This window comes from Acidiphilium sp. MT5 (assembly GCF_054767495.1).
Map to the genome: position 1 here is coordinate 244,807 of NZ_BAABMR010000001.1, position 24,722 is coordinate 269,528.

23 protein-coding genes, 1 tRNA gene and 1 pseudogene are annotated in these 24,722 nt (G+C 60.5%); 14 read left to right on the plus strand and 11 right to left on the minus strand.

Going from position 1 to position 24,722, the window contains the following annotated elements; all coding sequences use genetic code 11:
- Position 1: 1 nt before the first annotated feature.
- The 3 genes from ACYUCQ_RS01150 to ACYUCQ_RS01160 all read right to left on the minus strand — a co-directional run bounded on the left by ACYUCQ_RS01150 (position 2) and on the right by ACYUCQ_RS01160 (position 2,893).
- On the minus strand, positions 2-955 hold the full coding sequence (locus ACYUCQ_RS01150) for a glycosyltransferase family 2 protein (RefSeq protein ID WP_460252658.1): 954 nt from the start codon (positions 953-955) through the stop codon (positions 2-4).
- Positions 945-2,384: a sugar transferase gene (locus ACYUCQ_RS01155; protein WP_460252659.1), complete on the minus strand. Its 1,440-nt coding sequence runs from the start codon at positions 2,382-2,384 to the stop codon at positions 945-947. Before ACYUCQ_RS01155 ends, ACYUCQ_RS01150 begins: the two co-directional genes overlap by 11 nt.
- Before the next feature lie 68 nt (positions 2,385-2,452).
- A complete protein-coding gene (locus ACYUCQ_RS01160) occupies positions 2,453-2,893 on the minus strand; it encodes a GtrA family protein (protein ID WP_460252660.1) in 441 nt (146 codons plus the stop codon).
- Positions 2,894-3,089: 196 nt separating this feature from the next.
- On the opposite strand from ACYUCQ_RS01160, the gene ACYUCQ_RS01165 reads away from it, so the two are divergent.
- The 3 genes from ACYUCQ_RS01165 (at position 3,090) to ACYUCQ_RS01175 (ending at position 6,856) form a co-directional block, all read left to right on the plus strand.
- Positions 3,090-3,587, plus strand: coding sequence for a (2Fe-2S)-binding protein (locus tag ACYUCQ_RS01165; RefSeq protein WP_460252661.1), 498 nt, complete (start codon positions 3,090-3,092; stop codon positions 3,585-3,587).
- Between the two features lie 72 nt (positions 3,588-3,659).
- Entirely contained in the window at positions 3,660-6,050 is a 2,391-nt protein-coding gene (locus ACYUCQ_RS01170) for a xanthine dehydrogenase family protein molybdopterin-binding subunit (protein ID WP_460252662.1), read from the plus strand.
- A 14-nt stretch (positions 6,051-6,064) separates the two neighbouring features.
- The gene (locus ACYUCQ_RS01175; RefSeq protein WP_460252663.1) at positions 6,065-6,856 is read left to right on the plus strand and encodes an FAD binding domain-containing protein; all 792 of its coding nucleotides are present in this window, start codon (positions 6,065-6,067) and stop codon (positions 6,854-6,856) included.
- Between the two features lie 123 nt (positions 6,857-6,979).
- Here the strand turns inward: ACYUCQ_RS01175 and ACYUCQ_RS01180 are convergent, their stop codons facing one another.
- Positions 6,980-7,885 (minus strand): TrmH family RNA methyltransferase, encoded by a 906-nt coding sequence (locus tag ACYUCQ_RS01180; protein WP_460252664.1) that lies wholly within the window; start codon positions 7,883-7,885, stop codon positions 6,980-6,982.
- Between the two features lie 79 nt (positions 7,886-7,964).
- Between ACYUCQ_RS01180 and ACYUCQ_RS01185 the strand changes: the two genes are divergently transcribed.
- Together ACYUCQ_RS01185 and ACYUCQ_RS01190 are read left to right on the plus strand one after the other, a co-directional pair.
- Positions 7,965-8,050: transfer RNA gene (locus tag ACYUCQ_RS01185), tRNA-Tyr, on the plus strand.
- 1,540 nt (positions 8,051-9,590) lie between these two features.
- A pseudogene (locus ACYUCQ_RS01190) lies at positions 9,591-9,777 on the plus strand (transposase); the annotation flags it as partial.
- Between the two features lie 145 nt (positions 9,778-9,922).
- Here the strand turns inward: ACYUCQ_RS01190 and ACYUCQ_RS01195 are convergent.
- Positions 9,923-10,642, minus strand: coding sequence for a PEP-CTERM sorting domain-containing protein (locus tag ACYUCQ_RS01195; RefSeq protein ID WP_460252665.1), 720 nt, complete (start codon positions 10,640-10,642; stop codon positions 9,923-9,925).
- Between the two features lie 210 nt (positions 10,643-10,852).
- Between ACYUCQ_RS01195 and ACYUCQ_RS01200 the strand changes: the two genes are divergently transcribed.
- The gene (locus tag ACYUCQ_RS01200; RefSeq protein WP_460252666.1) at positions 10,853-11,512 is read left to right on the plus strand and encodes a hypothetical protein; all 660 of its coding nucleotides are present in this window, start codon (positions 10,853-10,855) and stop codon (positions 11,510-11,512) included.
- A gap of 55 nt (positions 11,513-11,567) precedes the next feature.
- Here the strand turns inward: ACYUCQ_RS01200 and ACYUCQ_RS01205 are convergent, their stop codons facing one another.
- The 6 genes from ACYUCQ_RS01205 to ACYUCQ_RS01230 form a co-directional block, all read right to left on the minus strand.
- A complete protein-coding gene (locus ACYUCQ_RS01205; RefSeq protein WP_460252667.1) occupies positions 11,568-12,818 on the minus strand; it encodes a bifunctional folylpolyglutamate synthase/dihydrofolate synthase in 1,251 nt (416 codons plus the stop codon).
- On the minus strand, positions 12,815-13,684 hold the full coding sequence (gene accD / locus ACYUCQ_RS01210) for an acetyl-CoA carboxylase, carboxyltransferase subunit beta (RefSeq protein ID WP_460252668.1): 870 nt from the start codon (positions 13,682-13,684) through the stop codon (positions 12,815-12,817). Before accD ends, ACYUCQ_RS01205 begins: the two co-directional genes overlap by 4 nt.
- Before the next feature lie 9 nt (positions 13,685-13,693).
- Complete coding sequence (locus ACYUCQ_RS01215; RefSeq protein WP_460252669.1) at positions 13,694-14,122, minus strand: hypothetical protein; 429 nt, start codon at positions 14,120-14,122, stop codon at positions 13,694-13,696.
- Positions 14,123-14,174: 52 nt separating this feature from the next.
- Positions 14,175-14,903 (minus strand): gamma-glutamyl-gamma-aminobutyrate hydrolase family protein, encoded by a 729-nt coding sequence (locus ACYUCQ_RS01220; RefSeq protein WP_460252670.1) that lies wholly within the window; start codon positions 14,901-14,903, stop codon positions 14,175-14,177.
- Positions 14,903-16,087, minus strand: a complete 1,185-nt coding sequence (locus tag ACYUCQ_RS01225; RefSeq protein WP_460252671.1) for a multidrug effflux MFS transporter — start codon at positions 16,085-16,087, stop codon at positions 14,903-14,905. Before ACYUCQ_RS01225 ends, ACYUCQ_RS01220 begins: the two co-directional genes overlap by 1 nt.
- 136 nt (positions 16,088-16,223) lie before the next feature.
- Positions 16,224-17,033, minus strand: a complete 810-nt coding sequence (locus ACYUCQ_RS01230) for an IclR family transcriptional regulator domain-containing protein (RefSeq protein ID WP_460252672.1) — start codon at positions 17,031-17,033, stop codon at positions 16,224-16,226.
- Positions 17,034-17,306: 273 nt separating this feature from the next.
- On the opposite strand from ACYUCQ_RS01230, the gene ACYUCQ_RS01235 reads away from it, so the two are divergent.
- The 8 genes from ACYUCQ_RS01235 (at position 17,307) to ACYUCQ_RS01270 (ending at position 24,714) form a co-directional block, all read left to right on the plus strand.
- Positions 17,307-18,638, plus strand: coding sequence for an ABC transporter substrate-binding protein (locus ACYUCQ_RS01235; RefSeq protein WP_460252673.1), 1,332 nt, complete (start codon positions 17,307-17,309; stop codon positions 18,636-18,638).
- Position 18,639: 1 nt separating this feature from the next.
- The gene (locus ACYUCQ_RS01240) at positions 18,640-19,356 is read left to right on the plus strand and encodes an ABC transporter ATP-binding protein (RefSeq protein WP_460252674.1); all 717 of its coding nucleotides are present in this window, start codon (positions 18,640-18,642) and stop codon (positions 19,354-19,356) included.
- Entirely contained in the window at positions 19,353-20,066 is a 714-nt protein-coding gene (locus ACYUCQ_RS01245) for an ABC transporter ATP-binding protein (RefSeq protein WP_460252675.1), read from the plus strand. Before ACYUCQ_RS01240 ends, ACYUCQ_RS01245 begins: the two co-directional genes overlap by 4 nt.
- Positions 20,063-20,965: a branched-chain amino acid ABC transporter permease gene (locus tag ACYUCQ_RS01250; RefSeq protein WP_460252676.1), complete on the plus strand. Its 903-nt coding sequence runs from the start codon at positions 20,063-20,065 to the stop codon at positions 20,963-20,965. The genes ACYUCQ_RS01245 and ACYUCQ_RS01250 overlap by 4 nt, the downstream gene beginning before the upstream one ends.
- A gap of 5 nt (positions 20,966-20,970) precedes the next feature.
- Complete coding sequence (locus tag ACYUCQ_RS01255) at positions 20,971-22,017, plus strand: branched-chain amino acid ABC transporter permease (protein WP_460252677.1); 1,047 nt, start codon at positions 20,971-20,973, stop codon at positions 22,015-22,017.
- A 209-nt stretch (positions 22,018-22,226) separates the two neighbouring features.
- On the plus strand, positions 22,227-23,408 hold the full coding sequence (locus ACYUCQ_RS01260) for a 4-hydroxybenzoate 3-monooxygenase (RefSeq protein ID WP_460252678.1): 1,182 nt from the start codon (positions 22,227-22,229) through the stop codon (positions 23,406-23,408).
- Positions 23,405-24,076, plus strand: a complete 672-nt coding sequence (locus tag ACYUCQ_RS01265; RefSeq protein WP_460252679.1) for a 3-oxoacid CoA-transferase subunit A — start codon at positions 23,405-23,407, stop codon at positions 24,074-24,076. The genes ACYUCQ_RS01260 and ACYUCQ_RS01265 overlap by 4 nt, the downstream gene beginning before the upstream one ends.
- A complete protein-coding gene (locus ACYUCQ_RS01270) occupies positions 24,073-24,714 on the plus strand; it encodes a 3-oxoacid CoA-transferase subunit B (RefSeq protein ID WP_460252680.1) in 642 nt (213 codons plus the stop codon). The genes ACYUCQ_RS01265 and ACYUCQ_RS01270 overlap by 4 nt, the downstream gene beginning before the upstream one ends.
- Positions 24,715-24,722 lie beyond the last annotated feature (8 nt).

A 24,722-nucleotide genomic window follows, 5' to 3' on the forward strand; every position in this document is an offset into this window, starting at 1 on the left:
ATCACCCGAATAACCGCACCAACCGCAGCCGCGTTTCATGCGCCCAAATATACCGCCGGCTCACTGACCCCGCCCGCCGCACGGGTCGCGTGCGCGCCATCCGCCACGCCGCCCGCACGGCCCGAAGCGTCGCCGCCGCCTGACCCATCCGCACGCCGCGCCCGCCATAGAGCAGCAAAAACGGCAGCATCCCCCACCACCCATGCCAATCATGCGCAATCACCAACCGATTCCGCACATAATAGCCCCATCGTTCGCCCCGCCACGCCACCCGCGCCTGCGCCGCCACCGCATGATGCACCGATAAATCGCCATGATAGGCAATCAACCACCCGGCCTCGATCGCCCGGCGCGCAAACTCATATTCCTCCCAGGTAAAAAACAAAGTCGCGTCAAACCCGCCCAACGCCGCAAAACAGCGCCGCGCCATCGCATACCCGCACCCAACAAAAGTGGTCGCGTCAAACCGCTCCGCCGCCCGCGCCCGCAACCCGCTCGGATAGCCCCAACTCGTTGCATCCAGCGTCACGCCATCGCGCGCCAAAATCCGAAACCCAATCACCCCCAGCTTCGGCGCATCGTCCAGCCGCGCCACCGCCTTGGCGACCACGTCATGATCGGCAAACACCGCATCATTATCCAGCGCCACCAGCACCCGCCCGCGCCCCAACCCGCATGCCAGATTGCGCCCGCCCGGCACCCCCAAATTCACCTCGATGGTGTAAAACGCCACGCGCTCCAGCCCCGCCAGCGCCGCCATAATCTGCGCCCGCATCGCTAGGTCAGACCCCTGATCCAGCACAATCACCCAAAAATCCCCACCCGCCTGCGCCTGCGCCGAGCGGATCGCCGCCACCGTCTCATCAGGCCGAAAATGGCTGATAATCACAATATCCGCGTCATAAGCGCGCGATGGCGGTGCCTGCCCGCCGCATAACAGCGGCTCAACAAGCATTGCGCCCGCCAATCACTGCGGGCAGCGTGCGGAGCAAAATCATCACATCGAGCCAGGGTGACCAGCGGGCAATATAATCCAAATCCGCCGCCACCCGCGCCGCGACATCCGCGCGGGTGTGCGTCGGTCCGCGCAACCCGCGCACCTGCGCAAGCCCGGTCATCCCCGGCTTAATCCGGTGCCGCGCCCCATAAAGCCGGGTCGCCTGCTCGAAGGTAAAATCCCCCACCGCCGTCCCCGGCGCGTGTGGTCGCGGCCCCACCAGCGCCATATCGCCGCGCAACACATTGAATAATTGAGGCAATTCATCAAGCGAGCTGCGCCGCAGCCAGCGCCCCAGCCGCGTCACCCGCTGATCGCCCGCCTGCGCCTGACGCACAATTTTGCTCCGCGCCCCGTGGCTCATGGTGCGAAATTTCAGCACATCAAACATCACCCCGTTCGCGCCCACCCGTCTTTGCCGAAACAAAACCGGGCCAGAGCCGCACAGCAGCAGCGCAATCACCGCCATCACCGGCGCCAGCACCAGCAGCGCCAACCCGCCCAGCAGCAAATCCATCGTCCGCTTGATCGCCGCCGCCTGCATCGGCAAAGGCCGCTCCAGCGCGGTAACCAAATGCAGCCCCGCGCCAGTCATCAGCGCATCATCCGCCCGGTGCAGCGTATCCACAGCAAAGCGCAGCAAAATCGGCTGCTCGGCCAAGCGCGCCAGCAGCGCGTCATGATAGGCTTGGCCCGCCGCATCCTCGCGCGCGGCGAAAAACACCACCTCATCAACCCGCTTGGCCCGGATCAACCCCTCCAGCGCGGCAATATCGGGCAATAGCCGTAGGCCAGCATAGGAGGCCGCGCCGCCCACCAAGCCGTAAGCCAATCGTCGCCCGGTCAAATCATCCAGCCGCGCCAGCGCGCCAGCCGGGCAGGGGGCCGAACTCACCAGCACCGCCGCCGCCCCCGGCGCTGCCGCCGGATCATGCCGCCACCAAAACGATACCAGCACCCGTGCGGTCAAAATCAGCGCAAACGCGCTCAGCGCATGCACCGCTCCCCAGCCCGGCGCCAGCAGCGCCCGCGCCGCACCAACCCCCCAGAAATTTAACCCCAGCCACACACCGCCATGCGCCATCGCCACCGCCCGCACCAATCCCGGCACATGCGTCAGGGGCGCGCGCGCCTCCGCGAACCGATATTGCCCGGCCAGCAACAACCCCAACCCGGTCGCCACGCCATAACCGGCGCGGAGCAACCAACCATGCAGCATCGCCGCATCCGGCGTCAGCGCCCAAGCGGCGAGGGCAGGGGCCGCCAGTGCCGCCATCATATCCATCAGCGGCAGCACCAGCGCGCCCAACCCAGCGCCCGGCGTTCCTCGCCGCTCCAACCGTCCATCGAACGCCGCGCCCCGCCACCGCGCAACCTGCTCGCCCATAATGTGCCCCACCCGTGGTCTCTCGCCGCATCGGCGCGGCGTGATAATACAACCTCAGGTATATTGCTTTATCGGAACACAATCGCTCTGGAAAGCAAAAAATTCACCAAAAACCCCGATCCCGCCCCCGCCGCCACCGCAATCACCGGCTCCGCCCGCGCCAACGGCTCAGTCGCGATCAACAGCGAATACACGCCCCGGTTGAGCGCAAATCCCACCAAATTCACCGCCAAAAACCGCAACCATTGAACATGCGCGCCTTTTGTCCCCGCGCCCGCCCGGCCCCGAAACGTCCAAATCCGGTTCAGCGCCCAATTGGCACTCGCCGCCACAAAATACGCCACCATCCCCGCGCCATACAGCCCGAGCGCCCCGCGCAGCGCATACACACACGCCACATCCACGCAAAATCCACCCACCCCCACCGTGCCGAACCGCAAAAATTCCGCCCCCGCCGGCCGATGCCGCTCCGGCAGGCGCGCAACCACCAACGCAAATGGATCAAACATCGCGGCGTTCCGGGCCGCTCACGCGCGCCCCCGGCAAAAATCCCGTCCCGCCCGCGGAATTATCATGCATACCGTCTTGACCAAAACCGATTCCTCTCCTCATCATAGGGCGTGGCTTAACCGAAGCCGGACCAATCCGATAGCGTGCGCGTCATCGCGCATGCCCATAATCGCGCGATCGTCAACGGAGGAACCAATGGCCCATATCAAACTCACAGTGAACGGCAAACCGGCCCACGCCCATGTCGAAAGCCGCACCTTGCTCGTCGAATTGCTGCGCGATCACCTGCATCTCACCGGCACCCATGTCGGCTGCGATACCAGCCAATGCGGCGCCTGCGTCGTCTCGGTCGATGGCAAATCGGTGAAATCCTGCACCATGCTCGCCATCCAGGCCGAAGGCGCTCACATCACCACCATCGAAGGCCTCGCCGCCGCCGATGGCACCTTGCACCCAATGCAGGAAATGTTCCGCGAACATCACGGCCTGCAATGCGGCTTCTGCACCCCCGGCATGGTGATGAGCGCCATCGATCTGGTCGAATCGCACCCCGAAGGCCTCACCGAACAACAAATCCGCGATGGCCTGGAAGGCAATATCTGCCGCTGCACCGGCTATCATAACATCGTCAAAGCCATCGCCGCCGCGTGGCCGATCATGCACAAAAAGCAAATGCCCCAAGCGGCTGAGTAACCTTGCCTCCTGCACAAAAATGATACGCGCCTGGGTATGGTCCCGTCAGCGCGAAAATTTGGGAAATGATCAATGAACGACATCATCAAAGGCGGAATCGGCGATTCCCCCAAGCGCACCGAAGATCATCGCTTCCTCTCCGGCAATGGCCGCTACACCGATGATCTCAACCGCCCCCATCAAACCCACGCCTATTTCAAACGCTCCGACGTCGCCCATGGCGTGATCAAATCCATCGACACCAAAGCCGCCGCCGCCATGCCCGGCGTGATCGCCATCTTCACCGGCGCTGATCTCGCAGCCGATAATATCGGCGGCGTCCCCTGCGGCTGGCAGGTCCACAGCAAAGACGGCAGCCCGATGGTCGAGCCGCCGCATCCGGTGCTCGCCCAAGGCAAAGTCCGCTATGTCGGCGATGCCATCGTCATGGTGATCGCCGAGACCAAACAACAAGCCAAAGACGCCGCCGAAGCCCTGGTCATCGACATCGAAACCCTCCCCGCCGTCTCCACCCTGCGCGCCGCCATCGCCCAAGGCGCGCCCTTGGTGCATGACGACGCCAAAGGCAATGTCTGCTATGATTGGCATCTGGGCGACAAAGAAGCCGTCGAGGCCGCCTTCAAACAAGCCTATAAAATCGCCAAAATCGACCTGACCAATAACCGCCTGATCCCCAACCCGATGGAACCGCGCGCCGCCATCGGCGAGTATGACGTCTCCTCCGGCGAATATACGCTGCACACCACCAGCCAAAACCCGCACGTCATCCGCCTGCTGATGGGCGCCTTCGTGCTCCACGTCCCCGAACACAAACTGCGCGTCGTCGCCCCGGATGTCGGCGGCGGCTTCGGCGCCAAAATCTTCCATTATATCGAAGAAGCCGCCGTCACCTGGGCCGCCTCAAAAATCCACCGTCCGGTGAAATGGACCTGCGAACGCGGCGAAGCCTTCATCACCGACGCCCATGGCCGCGACCATGTCAGCCACGCCGAACTCGCCCTCGCCGAAGACGGCAAATTCCTCGCCCTGCGCGTCAACACTTACGCTAACATGGGCGCCTATCTCTCCACCTTCGCCCCCTCGGTGCCCACCTATCTCAGCGCCACCCTGCTCGCGGGCGTCTACACCACCCCGGTCATCTACTCCGAGGTGAAAGCCATCTTCACCAACACCGTCCCGGTCGATGCCTATCGCGGCGCCGGTCGCCCCGAAACCACCTTCCTGCTCGAACGCCTGGTCGACATCGCCGCCCACACCATGGGCATGGACCGCGTCGCCATCCGCCGCCGCAACTTCATCCCGATCGATGCCTACCCCTACCAAACCCCAGTCGCCCTGATGTATGATAGCGGCAACCACGAAGCCACCCTCGCCCGCTGCATGGAACTGGCCGACTGGTCCGGCTTCGAGGCCCGCCGCGCCCAAGCCAAAGCGCGGGGCAAATTGCGCGGCATCGGCATGTCAACCTATCTCGAAGCCTGCGGCATCGCGCCCTCCGCCGTCGCTGGCGCCCTCGGTGCCCGCGCCGGCCTCTACGAAGTCGCCAATGTCCGCGTTCACCCCACCGGCTCGATCACCGTGTTCACCGGCACCCACAGCCACGGCCAAGGCCACGAAACCACCTTCGCCCAGCTCGTCGCCGATCAACTCGGCGTCCCCTTCGAAAGCGTCGAAGTGGTCCATGGCGATACCGCCAAAATCCCCTTCGGCATGGGCACCTATGGCAGCCGCTCCCTCTCGGTCGGCGGCTCCGCCATGGTCAAAGCCATGGATAAAATCATCGCCAAAGGCAAAAAAATCGCCGCCCACCTGATGGAAGCCTCCGCCGACGACATCGAATTCAAAGACGGCAAATTCACCGTCGCCGGCACCGACAAATCCAAAGCCTTCGGCGAAATCGCCTTCAGCGCCTACGTCCCCCATAATTACCCGATCGACGAAGTCGAACCCGGCCTCGATGAAACCGCCTTCTACGACCCGAAAAACTTCACCTTCCCCGGCGGTTGCCATATCTGCGAAGTCGAGATCGATCCCGAAACCGGCACCGTTCATCTGGCCAACTTCACCGCCGTCGATGACATCGGTCGCGTCATCAACCCCATGATCGTCCACGGCCAAGTCCATGGCGGCGTCGCCCAAGGCATCGGCCAAGCCCTGCTCGAACAAGCCATCTACGACCCCGAAGGCCAGCTTCTCTCCGGCTCGCTCATGGATTACACCATGCCCCGCGCCGATAACCTGCCCAATTTCGTGGTCGGCACCGAATCCACCATGTGTACCCACAACCCGCTCGGCGCGAAAGGCGTCGGCGAAGTCGGCGCCATCGGCAGCCCGCCCGCCGTCATCAACGCCGTCGTCGATGCCCTGCGCGATTACGGCGTCACCCATATCGACATGCCAGCCACCGCGCAGAAAATCTGGTCCATCATCCACCATGCCACCCCGCGCATGGCCGCCGAGTAACGGAGAAAAACCCCATGTATGATTTCGAATATCACAAACCCACCGCCCTGGCCGATGCCGCCAAGGCCCTCGCCCATGACAACGCCAAAGCCCTCGCCGGCGGCATGACCTTTATCCCGGTGCTCAAACAGCGCCTCGCCCAGCCCAGCGCCGTGGTCGATCTGTCCGGCCTCGGCCTCACCGGCATCAGCCACGAGGGCAACACCCTCACCATCAAAGCCATGACCACCCATCGCGAAGTCGCAACCTCGCCCGTCGTCGCCAAAACCATCCCAGCCCTGGCCCATCTCGCCGGCCATATCGGCGATCGCCAAGTCCGCTATCGCGGCACCATCGGCGGCTCCCTCGCCAATAACGACCCGTCGGCCTGCTACCCCTCCGCCGTGCTCGCCCTCGGCGCCACCATCAAAACCAACAAACGCAGCCTCACCGCCGATGAATTCTTCAAGGGCATGTTCGAAACCGCCCTCGACCAAGATGAAATCATCACCGAAATCGCCTTCCCCATCCCCCACAAAGCCGCCTACGAAAAATTCCCCAACCCCGCGTCACGCTACGCCACGGTCGGCGTGTTCGTCGCCCAAACCGCCCACGGCGCGCGCGTCGCCGTCACCGGTGCTGGCAATCAAGGCGTCTTCCGCCACACCGAAATGGAAGCCGCCCTCGACAAATCATTTTCTCCGGCTTCCCTCGAAGGCATCACCACGCCGGAGCAAAACATGAATAGCGACATGCACGCCAGCGCCGCCTACCGCGCCCACCTCGTCGGCGTCATCGCCCGCCGCGCCGTCGCCGCCTGCGCGTAAGTCTCGCGCCGAACCTTTAAACCCGCCGGAGCCTCGCGCTCCGGCTTTTTTTTTGCGCCCACGGAGCGCCTCGCGCTCCGGCTTCTTTTCACCAACGTCGGAGCCTCGCGCTCCGGCGTTTTTTTACCGCCGGCACACCTCATACAGCGCCACCGAAGCCGCTGCCGACACGTTCAAACTCTCCATCCCCCCCGCCATCCGCAGCGAAACCAGCTCATCGCACGTCTCGCGCGTCAGCCGCCGCAATCCCTCATCCTCCGAGCCGAGCACCAAAGCCGCCCGCCGCCCGCCCAGCGCCCCGGCATCCAACAATGTCCCAGCCCGCGCATCCAACCCCATCACCCATAAATCCGCCGCCTTCAGCACAATCAGCGCCCGCGCAATATTCACCGTGCGCAACAACGGAATCCGCTCCAACGCGCCAGACGCCGCCTTCGCCAACGCACCACCCTCCTCCGGCGCATGCCGCTCCTGCGCAATCACCGCCGCCGCGCCAAACGCCTGCGCCGAGCGCAAAATCGCCCCCACATTGCGCGGATCGGTAATCTGATCGAGCACCAACACCGGGCCAGGACGCTTCAACGCCTCCGTCAAACTCGGCGGCACCAACGGATCAGCCTGCAACGCCATCCCCTGATGCACCACCCCCCGGCCCAACAATCCATCCAGCCGGTCCCGCTCAACCCGCTCCGCCGGCACCGCCCAAGGCTTCGCCACCAGCCCCTCCAGCACCGCCTCAGCCTCCGCCGTCAGCACCAACCGCCGCACCCGCCGCGCCGGATTGCCCAACGCCGCCGCCACCGGATGCACCCCATAAATCCATAATTCTGCTCCGCCCCCGCCGCCGCCACGCCGCCCACCATCATGCCGCCCGCCATCCCGCGATCCACCATCCCGCTTCCCACCCGGTCGCCCATCCGATTTTCCGCTCGCGTGTCCACCCGAGTTTCCACCCGAGTTTCCCCCCGAGCGCCCGCCCGAGTTTCCGCCCGAGCGCTCCCCTGGCCGTCCTGCTGTCCGATGTTCCATCCGCGTCTGTTCCATGCGCGTCTCTACCCCGCCCCACCCACCGTTGACAACGCACCCCAAATCCCAGAATACGGGCAACGGAAGGGTGCCCGAGTGGCTAAAGGGGGCGGACTGTAAATCCGCTGGCGCACGCCTACGTTGGTTCGAATCCAACCCCTTCCACCATTTCTCTCCGCCCGTCCATAACCGCGCCTCTGCGGCGCGCAGGGTGAGAGGTGCACCGGTCAGCATTGGCATCGGTAAAGTTGTCACGGTGTGACAAAATTTGAATGAGCGTTTGCCGGGAACGGTAATATAACAAGGGTCGTGTCCCACTTAGTGGTTCAGGAGCTGTGGATAAGTAGCCTACCGTAGCGACCGTCGGAGAATCTGGCGGAGGCGGGCTACCGGCTCGCACCGATCCGAACACCGGCGAATTGGTTGGCACCAAGCGGCTTTATTCGACCTTTTATTTTATGACCAAACACGGCAAGTGCAGTTGGTATGATACACGGCCCTGGGATGACCACGCCATGCGCAAAGTCGACGGTTGCGAAGCCTCGGAGAGCCACCCGCCGCAATGTATCTTAATCCCGTGGCCTGACCTCGTCTTGCCCCCAAACAGGAGACGCGGCACAAGGTAATTTCCACACAATCCGAGGCACCACCCCATCAGGATCGCCTGATATCACTTTATTTTGATTTGACTAGCCGCGCTGAATCCGACGACGACTTGCTCGCAGCGCCCGCTTCATTTGACTGGATTGGTGATTAATGTGGTGGTAAGAATTTTATTATTGCCTTCAAGTAACATCATGCCAGTCATCTTCCGATGTCCGTTTGGCGACGCGCGCAAGCGGCGCTTATGGCTTATGCATAGATTCTATTCGCTCGTTGCCGCAATGATCGCAGTGTTATCTATCGCGGGGAGCAACACCGCAAGCGCAGCACAACCCGATACAATAACACCGATATTGAAATCGTTCTGGCATCGGTATTTCGTTGGCAAAAAGCGCCTTCTCGTAATGGGCACAAGTGCGATGCACCCATATTCTTTCTCGGGCGCTTGTGTTGATCAACGCGGCGTTACAATGATTGGCGCGAAGCACCGAGTGGCGATATTTTCGAGGCCTCAATTTTTGTCTCCGTTTTCGAATACTGAACCACTATATCCTCAACTGATGCGTGCGATCCGGCACGCAAATGGCGCATCATACCATACAATGGGGCTACCCGTTGGACTGATCTTGGTGCGCGTGACGTTTACGCCTTTGCATAACCCACTAACCGACTTTTTTTACTCACCAAATTTCTACGGTCCAAACGGGTCCTGGCATCATCATCGATATTGGGCGATCCAGTTAAACGCGTGGGACAACAACAAGCATGCCTTTGACACCAAGCACGAATTCGTTTTAGGCAAATTCCACAATCATACATTCATTGTTCGCATTTACCAATATTATGACATGACGCCACATCAATTCTCAGAAATTCGGTCTGCAAAAACGAAATTGAATACGTTTGATCGTTTTCAACATCCCTCTTTATTACACGACTCTCATGCAGGTAATTTATTTGTAGTGAACAGTTTGTTTGGAATTGAGTCGAATGTGGGTCGCCGAAGGTGTGCTGCGAAGGTATCAACAAATACGGTAAGGACCCACTAAGATTCTTGCATCGACGCTTCTGGCTGTGACCCTGAAGATGGCGGGAGGTGCCTGCCATGAGCGATTTGTTTTGGTTGACGCAGAGCCAAATGCGTCGGATCAAGCCGTATTTTCCGCTGCCGCATGGGGGTTGCGCAGGTTGATGATCGGAGGGTGATCAGCGGGATCATCTTTGTTCTGCGCAACGGGCTGCGCTGGCGGGGCGCGTCGACCGATTATGGTCCGCATAAAACGTTGTATAATCTGTGATATTTTTTTCACACGCGGTCGGCGGCAATATCGGAAATAGTTCGGTGTGGGCGCCGCGAACTGTGCCTTATCCCCCCAACAAAAAAACCGGCCCAGGCACCCCGCCCAAGCCGGTTTTTCTCTCCGCCCCGCCGCTTGTTCAGCGGCGGCGGCGCATCAATAGCCCTAGTCCCACGACCGCCGTGCCCAGAAGCAAAAGCGAACCCGGCTCCGGCACCGGCACAACCGGCGTGCCCGTCTCGTAAATCGCACCGCTATTCGCCGTCGCGGTAATGCCGCCATCCTGGATCAAAAATCCAAGAATATACGAGCCCGTTGGCAGTGCCCCACTCAACCCAAATAGCGGCCCATCCAGATTGTTGCCGCCTTTGGCCTCAAGCTGCAGACCATAAAAAGCAGCAATATACACAAAATACCCATTGGTCGTCGCCGTGAACGCGCCAATCGGATTGTTTGGCTTCACCGAATTGCCAAGCTGCGGGAAAAGATAATGCCCCAAACTACCTTTCGACCAAGCCTGGCTGCTCGCCAATCTCGTTGAAAAACTACCGATTGAGGAACCACTCTGATACTCATTAATCGTCGGGTCCGTCCCAAGCTGAGCATCCGGCACCAAAATCGTCAGCAGCAAATTACCCTGATACGTCGAGTTCGACGTCACAAACCCAAATTGCGGCGGATTAACCGATGTCGGCGTGTTCTTCCCATTATCCGAACAAGTCTGCGAACCCCAGCAAAACCCATGCAGCGCATTCGCATGCGCAACCACCGGCCCCGCCATCATCAAAAACACCGCCGCACCCAGCCGGGCCATCACCGCCCCAACCCGCAAGCCCGCTCGCTCAATCAAATAGCCCATCAAAACGCTCCTCTGCATAAAACCACAAAGAAAATCTAGCAAAATTCGTGCCAAAATAATTTATCAATAAAAATCAATTAATTACCAAAACGCCGCACCCGAACTGTAAAATTTTCCGACAACCAAGACGCCACCACTCAAAATAACGAATAAGGAGCTAAAATAACAAAATGCTTGCGCACCTGCCCCGTTTCGTGCTTTTTGGCGTCTGTGAACACCACCCAACCCACCGCCCAACCCACGGACCAACCCACGGGCCAACCCACCGCACTGGAGCTTTTCAGCCGCATCATCGATGTGCTGATCAAAACCGTGCTCGGCTATGGCAACGCTGCCGGGCTGGAGCGCCCACTGCCCCGGTTCATCGCTGCCTATATTCGCCGCCTCTCGAACAATTTCCTCACCCGCGCCGCCCGCGCCCCGCATCCCGCCCGCCTTACCCATCCGCGCGCCCGCACCGCCCACCCCGCCAAACCGCCCGCACCCTACACCCTCCCCAGCAGCCCCAATTGGCTCCGCCGCCTGATCGATACCCACCTCATCTCCTGCTACGCTTCGCAGCTTCAGCACCAAATCACCTCGCCCGAAATTTCGCACCTTCTCGCGCAAAACCCTGGCCTCGGTCGTCCCCTGCGCCCGCTCTGCCGCATGCTCGGCATCCCGCTCCCGCCCACCCTCCGCCGCACCCAAAAACCCCGCCCCAAACCCGCTTTCGGTCCACCAAACCCAACCCCGCCCACCCCAAAACGTCCCAAATCCCGCTCCCTCCTGCCGCGCCTGCGCCGCCCAGCACCGCCCACGCCACCCCCGCGCTTCACCCCGCAACCCCTCGCCACCTGGTACTTCGCCAATTTTCCCGAACGGCGCTAACGCCTTGCCGCACGGCCTATTCATTCTACTATCGCAACAAAATACCCAAAAAAAATCACCCTGCCGCTAAAATCACCCCGGCCAGATACAAACTCCCGCAAATCACCACCCGCTTTTTTCCGCCATCCGCCGCCAGCCGCGCCAGCGCCGCCGCCACTGTCGGTCCCGCCACCGCCACCCCGCCCGATGCCGCAATAATCTCCTCAACCGGCAGAGCCAAATGCTGCCCCGGCTCCGCCACCGCCTGCACACTCGCCGCATGCGGCATCACAATCCGCAAAAACTCAGCACAATCCTTGGATTGCTTCATCCCCACAATCAAATGCGTCGCACCGCCCCACCCCCGCAAAATCGCCGCCAACGCCTCCGCACCCCCCGGATTATGCGCCCCATCGAGCCATAATTCCGAGCCTTCCGGTAGCATCGCCGCATAAACCCCGCCCAAACGCTGCATCCGCCCCGGCCACTCCACCGTCCGCAGCCCCGCCGCCGCATCCATCGCCAGCCCACTCGCCCGCAACGCCGCAATCGCAATCCCCGCATTATCCAACTGATGCCCCCCCACCAGCCCCGGCATCGGTAATTCAAGCCGCTCGCCACCCTCCCGATACCAAATTTTTTCTCCACTCTCCCCCACATCCCAATCCACCCCGCGCGCCCGGAGCAAAACCCCACAATCCGCCGCCCGCGCCGCAATTTTCGCGCCCACCGCCGCCGGCTGCGCCCCCATCACCGCCACACAACCCGGCTTGATAATCCCCGCTTTCTCCGCCGCAATCCCCTCCAACGAATCGCCCAAAAAATCCTGATGATCCATCGAAATCGAGGTAATCGCCGCCACTCTCGGCGCCGGAATCACATTGGTCGCATCAAGCCGCCCGCCCAGCCCCACCTCCAGCACCACCAAATCCGCAGGCACATCCGCCATCGCCACAAACGCCGCCGCCGTAATCATCTCAAACACCGTGATCGGCGCATCGCCATTCACCCGCTCCACCGCGTCAAACACCGCATCGAGCCGCGCATCCTCAATCAATGACCCCGCCAGCCGGATCCGCTCATTGAACCGCACCAAATGCGGCGAGCTATACACATGCACGCGCAGCCCCGCCGCCTCCGCCATCGCCCGGATGAACGCGCAAACACTGCCCTTGCCATTGGTCCCCGCGACATGGATCACCGGCGGCAAGCCCCGCTCCGGATGCCCCAAATCCGCGAGCAACCGCTCCAGCCGCGCCAAACTCAAATCGATCAAGCGTGGATAAAGCCGATGCAGCCGCGCCAGCCGCGCCTCAATCCGACTCATGCGGCGAGTGCGTCAACCTTGGCGACCTTCAACAACCCGAGCAACCGCCCCAGCGTCTCGCCCATCGCGCCGCGCGCCACCACCATGTCCAGCATGCCATGCTCCAGCAAATACTCAGCCCGCTGGAACCCCTCCGGCAGCTTCTCGCGGATCGTCTCTTCAATCACCCGCGCCCCGGCAAACCCAATCAACGCGCCAGGCTCGGCAATTTGAATATCCCCCAGCATCGCGAACGAGGCCGTCACCCCGCCCGTCGTCGGGTCGGTCAGCACCATGATATAAGGCAGCCCCGCCTCGCGCACCATTTGCACCGCAATGGTCGTGCGCGGCATCTGCATCAAACTAATCGGCCCCTCTTGCATCCGCGCCCCGCCCGAGGCCGCAAACACAATCAGCCCGGCCCGCTGCAACACCGCAAGCCGGGCCGCTGCCAGCAACGCCTCGCCCATCGCAGCACCCATCGAGCCGCCCATGAAGCGAAAATCCATCGCCAGCACCACTGCCCGATGCCCGCCCACCGCGCCGTGGCCCACCACCACCGCATCATCAAGCCCGGTCTTCTTGCGCGCATCCGCCAGCCGATCCGGATAGCGCTTTTTGTCATGGAATTTGAGCGGATCCGCCGGCGCCTTCGGCAACTCGATGCGCTCATACACCCCATCATCAAACGTCCAGCCGAGCCGCTCCAATGCCGTCGCCCGCATGTGATGGCCGCAATGCGGGCAAACCTTCTTGCCCGCTTCCAACTCCCGATGAAAAATCATCTGCTGGCATGCAGGGCATTGATGCCAGAGATTATCGGGCGCTTCCTTGCGGCCCAGCAGCGTGCGCACGCGCGGGCGCACAAACTCGGTCAACCAGTTCATCGGCGGCGATCAGAAAATACTATTGATGATATCGTCGCCAATGCCGAACCCGGCACCCATGGCAATCGCCCGGCCAAACCCGGAATTCATCAACCCGCCCAGCAACCCGCCGCCCTGCTGCGGATAAGGCTGTTGCTGCGGGTAGGGCTGCTGATATGGTTGCGGCTGCGGCTGGCCCCAAGGCTGCGTCGCCGGCACCGAACTCGCTTGGTTGCCGACAAAATTATGCAGCGCCTGAAACACATTCGAAACTTGGTTCTGCTCAGCCTGGATCGCCAGCGCGATCGATTTCAGGTCAAGCAGCCACTCGCGCGCATCCTGATTCCCCGCCTGCGCGGCGGCTTGCAGCTTGGTCGCCAAATCCTTCAATTCCTGCACAGTCTGCTGCGCTTGGCCTTGTAATTGTTGATATTGGCCGTCAATCGTCTGCACGTCCATGATGTCTCTCCTCAGTGGATTTACCGATATATAGCATCGCGCGGGGCAAAAGTCAGGAGCCGCGATACGCCCGGCAGGCATCGCCAAACGCCGCGAAGAGCCGCGCCCGGTCAGCAAATTCAGCCGCCCGCCATTCCGGGTGCCATTGCACGGCCAGCGCAAAACCCGCCGCCTCGGCCACCCGCACCGCCTCAATGGTTCCATCCGGCGCCATCGCCTCGACAATCAACCCCGGCGCCAGCCGATCAATCGCCTGGCCATGCAGCGAATTGACCATAATCGTCGCGGCTCCGCTGATTTCAGCCAGATTTCCCGTCAGCGCAACCGGATGCTTAGCGCCGTACCGCATCTCACGTGACCCCGCGCCGGCCCGATGATCGAGGCGCCCGGCGACATGGTGAACTTCCTGATATAATGTCCCGCCCAGCGCGACGTTCAACTCCTGCATGCCCCGGCAAATGCCCAAAATCGGCATGCCGCGTTCCAGCGCCGCCCGGATCATCGGCAAGGTGGTCGCATCGCGTGCCGGATCATGATCCTCCGGCGTGGCATCCTCCGCGACCCCATAGCGCGACGGCTCGACATTGCTGGGGCTGCCATTGAACAAAATGCCATCCAGCCGATCCAGCAACGCAATCATCCGCTCACCCTCCGGCGGGATCAACACTGGAACCGCATCGGCGCAGGCGATCAGCGCGGCGCTGTAGCGCGCCGGGGTCGCGTGCTGTGCCAGCTCGGCGATGATTTTGGTGCAAGCGGGAATTCCGATAATCGGGCGCATCATTGTGATCCTGCAGGTCGAAACATCAGCGAAATGGCGGCCAGAACCGCCGCACTCAACATCACCAAGGCCATTGGCTGGGCTGTGCCGTTACTCATCGCGCCAACAGCCGCCCCCGCGCCAGCACCGGCGACATATTGCATAGTGCCCATCAGGGCGGAAGCCGACCCGGCATGGGACTGATGGGCCGACAGCGCGCCCACCACCGTATCGGGCAATGTGCAGCCATGGCTGATCTGGCAGCAGGCAATCGCCGCCAGCAAAATGATCGGCCCTGCTTGGAGCCAAGCCGCAATGTTCAAGAACAGCGTGCCGGCCAGCAAGGCCATGATCGCCAACGACAGCACCGGCCGCACGCCGAACCGGCGCACCAGCAGCGGGTTGCCCTGGCTCATCGCGATATACAAGGCCGCGTTGCTGGCAAACATCACCGCATAGCCAAAGGGCGACCAATGCAAGCCCTGAATAAACACCCCTGGCGTGCCGGAGAGATAAGCAAACAAGGCGGCCATCGCGAAACTACCGGCCAGCGCATGCGAGAGAAAACTGCGTTCAGAGCCAATTTCCACATAGCGCACCAGGATTGAGCGCACGCCAATCACGCTGCGCCGGGCGGGCGGCAAGGTGTCGGGCAGAAACCGCAGCGACAGCGCAATCGCAATCAGCCCATACAAAGTCGCGAGCCCGAAAATCCACCGCCAAGACACCAGCGAAATCACGGCACTGCCAATCATCGGGGCAATCACCGGTGCTACCCCCATCACCAGCGTCAGGCGTGAGAACAAGGTCACCGCCGCCGGACCATCGGCGATATCGCGCACCATGGCACGCGGGATCACCACCGAGGCCGAAGCGCCAAAGCCGGCCAGCAATCGCCAAAATGTCAACGACTCCCCGCTCCAGGACAGGCCGCACCCGGCGGAGGCGATTGTATACAGCGTCAGCCCCGCCAGGATCGGGGTGCGCCGACCAATCCGGTCTGACAATGGACCTTGCATGATCTGCCCGCCGGCTAGGCCCGCGAAATAGGCCGCGAGGGTGATGCCGGGGGTGGCTTGGCTGTGAAATTGCGCGGCGATGGTCGGGAAGGCGGGCAAATATAAATCAACCGACACCGGCCCGATCGCGATCAGGAAGCCAAGCAGCAGCGGCAAGCTGCGCGAAATGGCGGTTGAGGATGTCACCGAATAACACTAGCAGCGCACGCGGGCAGGTCAAAGCGATAAAGGCCGATGACTGCAATGCGTTCTGACATTGATGGAGGCGTGTGTTGTATTTGCCTTGGATTTCTATCTGATTTCACTAACAGTGACCGGCGCATCATGGCATCATCTGCACGGTTTCATGGCACGCGGCGGCGGCGGTGCGGAGGGCGGGAAGAATGCGTTGTTCGATATCGCTGCGGGTCACGCGGGCAACATTTGTTGCAACATTGATTGCAAATGCAGGCGCGGTGCCGCTTGCTTCAACGGCCATGGCAATCGAACGCAGGCCCACTTCGAGCTCTTGGTCCGCAATTGCGAAGCCCTGTTCGCGAATATCGCGCAGCTTTGCCTGCAGTGATGCCGGATCGGTCACGGTGCGGGCGGTGAATCGTTCAATTGTTATTGTTGCCAAATAGCTATTAATTGCGGCGTCTGATAATTGCGCCAGCAGGGCTTGACCCATGGAGGTTGCATAGGCGGGCAGACGGCTGCCGACGCCGAGTGTCACGGACATTAAACGCTGCGGCGCAGCAGAGCGGGCGATATAAACGATTTCCGCGCCATCAAGCACGGCGGCGGAACTCGACTCCCCCAGCAGGCGCGTGAGCCCGGCGAGATGCGGCTGGATCAGCGCCGGAAAGCCAAGGCTCGATAAATAAGAATAGCCCAGCTCAAGCACGCGCGGCGTGAGGGAAAACAAGCGGCCTTCCTGCACCGCATAGCCGTGCGCGCAGAGGGTGAGCAGGAACCGGCGCGATGTTGAGCGCTGCTGGCCGGTGATTTTGGCGATATCGGTGAGGGTGAGGGCGCGCCGACCGGGGCCGAACGCGCGCAGCACCGCGAGCCCGCGCGCGAAGCTTTCGACCTGATCGCGCCGGTCGGATTGGTCGGCTGGCTCAATGGCAGGCGCGTCGGTGTCATCCATTACGCGTTTGTTTAGCCGGTTTTCGCCGAAAGAAAACACTTGACAGGCCGACCCGTTGTTTTATCAATTGTGCGTCCAAGAAACTAATGTTCGCGATCCGAACATTTGCCGATGCCGTGATATCCGTCGATTGGGGCGGTTCGGTCGTGATATTCAGGTGGTTACGCGGTGCTGCGACGTGTTTATGGTGGGTGTCGCGCAAAATATGTGGTTTTTACGCAGAGATTCGTCATGATACGCCGATAATCGAGAAATCAGGGAAGGAACGCGCTGATGACACAATCAAACGATCAATCAGGCGCTGGTGGTTCGAGCCGCCGGCATATTCTGACCACCGGGCTTGGCGCCGTCGGCATGGGCGCGGCCAGTGGGCTGTTACCGGCTCGGCGGGCTTGGGCGGGTGCCGAGAAAAAACTCAAAATCGGCTTCATCAGCCCGCGCACCGGGCCGCTAGCCGGTTTCGGCGAGGCCGATCCGTTCGTGCTCAATCTGGCACGGCAATCGCTCGCCAAGGGACTAACAATTGGTGGCGATACGTATGAGGTGGTGTTGCTCGATCGCGATACCCAGTCCGACCCAACGCGGGCCAGCCAGTTGGCCAAGGATCTGATCAATGGCGAGAAGATCGACATGATGTTGACCACGTCAACGCCCGAAGTGGTCAATCCTGTTGCCGATGCGTGCGAAGCGGCAGGCATGCCGTGTCTTTCGACAATTGAACCGTGGGAATCGTGGTATTTTGGCCGTGGTGCGAAGCCCGGCCAACCTTGCCCGTTCAAATGGAGCTATCATTTCTGTTTCGGCGTCGAGCAGTTTGCTCAAACCTATTTGTCTTCCTGGAACAGCGATGTGAAGACCAACCGCAAGGTTGCAGGGCTGGCGCCGAACGATGCCGATGGCAACGCGGTGCGGCAGCATTTATATCCGATCCTGCGCAAGGCCGGGTTCGATGTGATCGATCCGGGTGGCTATGAGGATGGGGCGACTGATTTTTCAGCACAGATCGCGCATTTCAAGCGTGAAAAATGCGAAATTCTAACGACCTTTCCAATCCCGCCAGATTTCACCCGGTTCTGGCGCCAGGCGGCGCAGCAGGGCCTGACGCGGCAGATGAAAATTGTCGAAGTTGCCAAAACCGGCCTATTCCCCTCGCAAATTGAAGTGCTGGGACCGCTGGGTTATCGGATTGCGGCGGCCGCGTATTGGCATCCGGTATTTCCGTATGGCTCGCCGGTTTCGGGTTTAACCTCCGCCCAGCTCGCGGCAGCTTACGAGAAGCATTCAGGCCATCAATGGCAGCAACAGCTCGGCGCTTCAATGTCATTGATCGATGTCGGGATCGCGGCGCTCAAGGCCAGTGGCACCCCAACCAATAAAGTTGCGTTAGCCGTCGCCATGGGCAAGCTGAAAACCACCACCACGGTTGGGTTGGTGGATTTTACCACGGGGCCCGTGCCGCATGTGGCGACCACCATTTTGATCGGCGCGCAATGGGTCAAAGCCAAACCGGGGAGCAAATACAAGCTCGATTACCACACCATCGAGAATGCCGAGGATCGCAAAGTGCCGGTGCAAGCCAAATTATTGCCGTATCGGATGGCCTAGGGTGCTTGAGGCCCGTGCGCTTTCCAAGCAATTCGGCTCGCTCACCGTGATCGATGGCGTCGATTTTCGGTTAGGCGCAGCTGAAGCGGTTGGTATTGTCGGGCCTAATGGGGCTGGGAAAACCACGTTGCTGAATCTGCTGTCCGGCGCGATGCAACCCTCCGCCGGGCAGATTTCTTATCGGGAGACCGATATCAAAGCGCACGATGCGGCGGCGCGGTGCCGTTTAGGTATTGGCCGTTCGCATCAGGTGCCCCGACCGTTCATTGGCATGACCGTGTTTGAAAATGTCTTGGTTGCCGCTCAGCAAGGCGGCCAAGCGCAGGGTGAGGATGCCTATCAGCGCGGGGTGGAGGCCTTGCAGGCCTGCGGCATCATTGAGCACGCCAATCGCCGCGCCGAGACGCTCGGACTGCTTGATCGCAAGCGGCTGGAATTGGCCCGCGCGCTTGCCACCAAGCCCGCTATTTTGCTCCTTGATGAAATTGGCGGGGGTTTGACCGATGGCGAAGCTGAAGCGCTGGTGCTGATTATTCAGCAATTGCGTCAACGTGGGATCGCCATCGTGTGGATTGAGCATATTGTGCATATTCTGGTGCAGGTGGTTGATCGGTTGATTTGCATGGATGCGGGCCGCATCATCGCCGATGGCCCGCCCAGCGCAGTGTTAGAAAATCAGGCAGTGATCAGCGCGTATCTTGGCGGTGGCGTGGTATGAGCTTGCTGGAGGTTGCGGGTCTTACGGCGGGTCATGGTCTGCTCGTTGCGTGTCAGAATATCTCATTTACGCTGGATTCTGGCGACGTTTTGGCATTAGTGGGTGCGAATGGCGCGGGAAAAACTACGCTGCTCCGCTGCTTGGCAGGGTCGCATCGGCCTAGCCAAGGGCAGATCCGCTTCGCCGGGGCAGACATTTCGGGGCTGCCCGCGCATCGCCGAACAGCGCAGGGGATTGCGCTGGTGCCGGAGGGGCGGCGGCTCTTTACCGACATGACGGTGCTGGAGAATTTGCAAATAGCCCGCGCGGCCAAGCGAACCGGCGATTGGGATTTGGCGTCAGTGCTCGATGCCTTGCCACAACTCAAATCGATCCTGACAAGGCGGGCGGGCCAAATCTCCGGTGGCCAGCAGCAAGCAACCGCAATCGGCCGAGCGTTGATGACTAATCCTCGGCTCTTGCTGCTTGATGAATTATCGTTGGGCCTGTCACCGATTGCAGTTGAGGGCGTTTACGCCGTTTTACCACGCCTGATCGAGGCGGGCATGGCAATTATTTTGGTCGAGCAGGATTTGCGCCGCGCGATGGCAACCGCCCATCGGTTGATTTGTATGTTAGAAGGACAAATCCTGTTGCAAGGACCATCGGCAAGCCTCACGCGCGAGGCGGTCACGGCGGCGTATTTCGGATTGAGCCGGCAAGCCGCATGATCTGGATCAATCAAATTCTCCAGGGCATTTTGCTGGGCGGCTATTACGCGCTGATGGCGGCTGGGCTGTCGTTTTTGTTCGGTGTGATGCGGGTGATCAATCTGGCTCATGGCAGCCTCGCGGTGCTGGCGGCATTTTTGCTACTGGTGATCGATCATTGGCTTGGCCTGTCACCGTTCGTGGGACTTTTTCTGATGCTGCCGATGATGGCCCTGATTGGCATCGTGTTTCAACTCGGCATTCTGGAGCGGAGTTTACGCGGCGGCGCTTTGATTCCTTTGCTCGCCACTTTTGGTGTTTCGCTGCTGCTCGATAATATCATGTTCGCCATATTCGGTGCTAATACGCAATCGTTTGCGCCTGATATTGGTAGCCTATCCTATGGAAGCTGGGCGATCGGGCGCTCGATTGATATCAGCCAGCTCGATGCCTTGATATTTGCCACGGCGCTGACCTTGCTGGGTGGGATGCATCTGTTGCTGACCCGCAGCCAATTGGGCCGGATGATCCGTGCGACCGCGATTGATGCTGAGGCTGCCTCTCTCTCCGGGATCGATCCGCGCCGGGTGCGCGTGGTGGCCAGTGCGATAGCGATGATCATGGTCGGCGTTGCGGGTGCTGCGCTCGGCATGCGTTCGAGCTTTGAGCCTTATGCCGGCGGTGCGCAGTTGATTTATGCGTTCGAAGCGGTGGTGATTGGGGGAACCGGCTCGCTCTGGGGCACGTTGATCGGTGGCATTGTGCTGGGTATCGCGCAAAATATCGGTGCCACGATCAATCCTCATTTGTCGCAAATTGGCGGGCATTTGGTGTTTTTGCTGGTGCTGTTGGTCAGGATGCGTATGGGCGGCTTCCGGCTTGGCGATTATTTGCGCCAACGCGTGCGGCAACCGGCATGATCGACATGATCCGAAATTACATGGTGGAACGCGGGACGTCGCGAACCCGGATCATCCTGATGATCGCGGCATGTCTGGTCGTCGGGCTCGCTGGTGGTCCGTTCCTGATGTCGGCGAATAATCTCGATCATCTGATTGTGCTGTTCATCTATATCATTTTGGCGATTTCCTGGAATGCGTTGGCGGGATACGGTGGATTGGTCTCCGTCGGGCAACAAGCATTTTTTGGGATTGGGGCTTATGCAGCCATCAGATTATCCTATTACGGTGTGCCAGTTTATCTGGCTCTGCCGCTCGGTGGTGGTGCGGGGGCGGCGGCGGCGTGGTTGGCCTCTTTGTTTATGTTACAGTTGCGCGGTGGCGAATTTGCGATTGGCATGTGGGTGTTAGCCACGCTGATCCAGCAATTGGTCAGTCTTGATCCATTGATCCAGGGGTCGACCGGCACATCGCTGCTGGCGCTTAATCATTTTGCTCCCGCATCGCGGCGTGCTGATACCTATTGGCTCAGCTTGGCCGTGCTTCTGGGATTATTGGGCGTTTTGTTTTGGCTGCTGCGCAGTCGCCAAGGGGCGGCGATGCAAGCAATCCGTGATGATGAAGAGGCAGCACGTTCAATCGGTGTTGCGGTCGCGCCGACCAAGCGGTTGGTTTTTGTGTTTGCCGGCTTTGGCGCTGGCATGGCCGGGGCACTCTGGCTTGCCGCTTCGATCACGTTTCAACCAGGCACGTATTTCGGTGTGCAATGGACCGCTTATATGATTTTTATGGTGCTGGTTGGCGGCATTGGCACGTTTGAGGGGCCTATTCTTGGCGCCGTCTTGTTTTTTGCACTGGAGACCATCTTCGGGGCCACAGGTGTTTGGTATTTGATCGGCTTGGGTGCGGCCTCGGTGGGTTTTGCATTATTGGCACCGCGCGGCATTTGGGGCGCATTAGAGGCACGGCTCGGCTGGCGACTGCTCCCTGTCGGGTATCGCTTGGTGATTGGGCCTGGGTTCGCTGGCAGCATGACGGCACCGAGCATTGTTCAGTCAGATCGCCATGCATAGCAATGATCATGGTAAATCGAACAAGTTTACGATGGGTAGATGCGGCGCATACTCAGTTTTTGGCAATTGTCTGATCAGGGACGAACAATGGTACTAACCGCAGTGATATATGTTGGCATCGAACCTTTGGGGTACTTTGCTTCACCGTTCAATCGGGCAGCGCCTCACCGTGCGATGGGGGTGCGCGTAAAAAATCTGTTGGTGATGCCATGAGCGCGCGAACCAAGGTTGCGGTGATCGGGGCGGGGCCAGCCGGGTTGATGCTGGCACATTTGCTAACACGTGCGGGCATTGAGACGGTGATTATCGAGCGCCATAGCCGCTCTTATGTGGAAAACCGGATCCGGGCCGGCATTTTAGAGCATGAGGTTGCGGCATTGCTGCGCGAAACCGGTGTGGGTGGGCGAATGGATGAGGTTGGGTTTCGTCATGACGGGACCAATATCTTGGTCGATGGGGCGTTACATCGCTTGAATTTCGCGAGTTTGGGCAAGCATGTAATGCTCTATAGTCAGCATGAGGTGGTGCGTGACCTGATCGCGGCGCGCTTGGCGGCGGGAGGCGAGATTATCTTTGAAGCGGAGGTCACCGCGATCGAGGATTTCAACGGGAGCAATCCGCGCGTTTGCTTTACCCATCAGGGCGAATCGCGGGCGCTTGATTGCGCGATTATCGCGGCGTGCGATGGCTTTCATGGCATTGGTCGCGCAACCCTGCCGGTCAATTTGGTGCGCGAGTATGATCGGGAATATCCGTTTGGCTGGCTCGGTATTTTGGCAGAGGCGCCACCCTCGTTGGATGAATTAATCTATGCCAATCACGATCGGGGGTTTGCGCTGTTATCAATGCGATCATCCAGTGTGAGCAGGCTTTATCTACAATGTCCGCTGGATACCGATTTGGCCGAGTGGCCTGATAGTCGGATCTGGGACGAATTATCGATACGGTTAGCGCATCCTGGATTTTCGCTGAATACGGGGGCGATTTTCCAAAAGAATATCACGCCGATGCGCTCTTATGTTGCCGAGCCGATGCAATCAGGCCGATTATTTCTAGCGGGTGATGCTGCCCATATTGTGCCGCCCACCGGCGCCAAGGGGTTGAATGCCGCCGTCGCTGATGCAGTCATTTTGGCCCGCGCAATCATGGCGCAGTTCTTGGACAATGACCCTGAGAAGCTGCGCGGTTATACCGAGACCTGTCTCGCGCGCATTTGGAAAATTGAACGATTTTCCTGGCTGATGACCTCGCTGCTTCATCGGTTTGACGATCATTCGGCGTTTGATCGGCGCATCCAACGCGCTGAGCTGGATTATTATGTGAACACGCCAACGGGTCGCACCGCGCTGATTGAAAATTATGTTGGTCTACCGATCGGGGCGGTCCCATGATCGATAAATTCGTGCCATCGGTTGCAGCGGCGTTGGACGGGATTGGCAACGGAGCAACCTTGATGATTGGCGGCTTTGGCACCGTGGGGCAGCCTGATATTCTGGTGGATGGGTTGATCGCGCGCGGCTTGCGCGATTTGGTGGTGATTGCCAATAACGCGGGCGGTGATTTTGGCGGCTTGCCAAAGCTGATCGAGCAAGGGGCGATTGCCAAAGTCATTTGCTCTTATCCACGGGCAACGGGAAAAACCGCGTTTGATGAATTGTTAGCGGCAGGCAAAATTGAGCTGGAAATCGTGCCACAAGGCACATTGGCCGAACGGATCCGTGCCGCTGGCGTTGGCGTGCCGGCTTTTTACACGCCGACGGCGGCGGGCACCGCGCTCGCCGAGGGCAAAGAGACGCGGATCATCAATGGCCGTGAAGCGGTGCTGGAATATGCGTTGGAGGCTGATTTTGCGTTAGTGCAGGCGTGGGAGGCGGATCGCTGGGGCAATTTGACCTATCGGGGCACCGGGCGGAATTTTAATCCGATCATGGCCGCCGCCGCCCGCTGCACGATTGCGACGGCGCATCACGCACGGCCTTTGGGCGCGCTGGACCCTGAGCATGTGATGACGCCAGGGCTTTTCGTGCAACGGGTTTTTGTGGCAGGGAGTGCGCCATGACAGAGATTAAAGGCTGGTCGCGGCCAGACATGGCGCGCCGTTTAGCGGCTGATATTCCGGAGGGCTGGGCGGTCAATTTGGGCATTGGCTTGCCCACGTTGGTGGCGAATTACGTGCCGCTGGATCGCGAGGTGATTTTCCATTCGGAAAACGGCGTGCTGGGTGTGGGGCCGGCGCCAGAACCGGGCGAGGAAGACCCGTGGATGATCAATGCGGGAAAGCAACTCATTACGCTGCGGCCTGGTGCGTCCTTGATGGGTCAGGCGGATAGTTTTGCGGTGATCCGTGGGCGTCATCTCGATCTGGCCGTGCTGGGCGGCTACCAGGCGGCGGCCAATGGCGATTTTGCCAACTGGTCCACCGGGCGTGCTGGTGAAGCGCCGGCGGTCGGCGGGGCGATGGATTTGGGTGCGGGTGCCAAGCAGGTTTGGGTGCTGATGGAGCATGTCGCGAAAAATGGCGTCGCCAAACTGGTCGAACGATGCAGCTATCCGCTGACAGCACGCGGGTCGGTGACGCGGGTTTATACCGATTTGGCCGTGATCGACATTACACCAAGCGGATTTGTGCTGCGTGAGTGTGCGCCGGGCCTGTCGCGCGCGGATGTGCAAGCGGTATCCGGCGCACCGCTCGGATAATCGGGGGC